Source organism: Okeania sp. SIO2B3 (assembly GCF_010672525.1).
Lineage (GTDB): Bacteria > Cyanobacteriota > Cyanobacteriia > Cyanobacteriales > Microcoleaceae > Okeania.
In genome coordinates this window covers 1-1,483 of sequence record NZ_JAAHGH010000237.1, presented here as the reverse complement: position 1 = coordinate 1,483, position 1,483 = coordinate 1, and the positions used below count along the sequence as shown (strand labels likewise).

3 protein-coding genes are annotated in these 1,483 nt (G+C 31.5%); all 3 read right to left on the bottom strand.

Annotated features, from left to right (window positions below):
* Positions 1 to 144: 144 nt before the first annotated feature.
* The 3 genes from F6K15_RS37905 to F6K15_RS37895 all read right to left on the bottom strand — a co-directional run bounded on the left by F6K15_RS37905 (position 145) and on the right by F6K15_RS37895 (position 1,050).
* Entirely contained in the window at positions 145 to 333 is a 189-nt protein-coding gene (locus F6K15_RS37905; RefSeq protein WP_293071253.1) for a hypothetical protein, read from the bottom strand.
* 44 nt (positions 334 to 377) lie between these two features.
* The gene (locus tag F6K15_RS37900; protein ID WP_293071251.1) at positions 378 to 614 is read right to left on the bottom strand and encodes a hypothetical protein; all 237 of its coding nucleotides are present in this window, start codon (positions 612 to 614) and stop codon (positions 378 to 380) included.
* A gap of 100 nt (positions 615 to 714) precedes the next feature.
* Positions 715 to 1,050: a hypothetical protein gene (locus F6K15_RS37895; RefSeq protein ID WP_293071249.1), complete on the bottom strand. Its 336-nt coding sequence runs from the start codon at positions 1,048 to 1,050 to the stop codon at positions 715 to 717.
* Positions 1,051 to 1,483: the final 433 nt, after the last annotated feature.

Genomic DNA, 1,483 nt, shown 5'->3' with positions numbered 1-1,483 from the left:
ATCCCGCCTTGAACTATTGTTCAAGTAAACTGCTAAATAATATTATTAAACAACTTAAAAATCACTTTTCTTAATCGATTATTAGTCAAAAATTACGGTGTTATTAAGTAGTGTATTTATAGCTTTAATTCCTCTGAGTTCAAATCAGGCTTGATGAGGATTTAGCATCATTAAATTTACTACTAATTCCCACATGAAATTATCATTTAGTATCCAGTTAATACCAGATAATCCGATCAAAAAATTACTGTTTCTTCTGTCTTTTCTGGTTTTTTCATTAGTTCTTGAGATATCTTCTTGAATTCTTTGATTTGGGATTTTTTCTCCTGTCAATGAATTAATTGTGTATGAAATAGCTATCAATCAAACTCAATTATTCAATCTTTTTTCGTTGGCTTTTGATGATTCCAGATTATAACCACCAGTTTGATAGTCTTTAAACATTGCCTCAATTCCCATTCTTTGGCCAGATACTTTTTTGACTTTCCCGGCTGTGGATAAATTGGTAAAAATATACCATTTTTCTGAAACAGATTTGTGACGATATAGCGCTGTGCCCAGGCAACAGCTCCGGAAAGCAACAGCTCCGGAAGGGGGAATAAAAAGCTGATCATATCAGGCTTTTAGCTATTGGACACCTCCTGCAATTTGTAAATATTAAGTGCGCACATTGCTATATCTGTGTTTTTCATATATCAGTAAGTTATACATTCCCTATTTCGTTTTAGTTATTTTTTGATTCAATAATAATTTATTTTCACCGATATTTACCTTTAATTCTGATGTTTGACAATATTTTTGCCCCCCCTTGACCATGGTTGATTTTTTTCGTCTCAATCCAAAATATACCTGATGTTTTTGATATTGTTTCAGCCAATGTGATCGGAAAATACTGTGGAATTCTCTATCTGCTATGAGGATTATTTGGTATTTTTTCAGGAGTTGAAATACCGGACGCATTACTGCTTGTTGCTCTGTTAAATTACTCGAACCTTGATGAGTTAAAAATTTCCAATATATGGGTAATGCTCTCAATTTCGGTCGCGACACTCATCATTAATATATTAGTATTTTGCCACTCAGTTCTATCTAAAATTCATACTAATTCTGAGTGAAAACCGCAGATTTTTTCTACCATAATTTGTACTAAAGGGAACCAAAAAATAGGTACACTTAATTCATTGATCGTGAAAAATCTTTGTATATGTTTTCCCTTACTTTCAGATTTAATTGGTAGAGAAAAATAATTAGTGAGTTTTGATATTTGTATGGTTTTGTACCGGGAAATTAAACATTACAAATATTGTTATGTTATTACTTGAGTTGGCCGTCAATTTTTGTTCAATATGGTCTTGCTCAAAGCCTAATATATTCACTTTTTATTCTTTTTTGTTTGTAATTATCAAACCTTTTTGATCATATTTTTAACTGTTTTAAAAGTTTTCTGAATGAATAAAAAATTAACCCACCGTGGGGGTGCGAT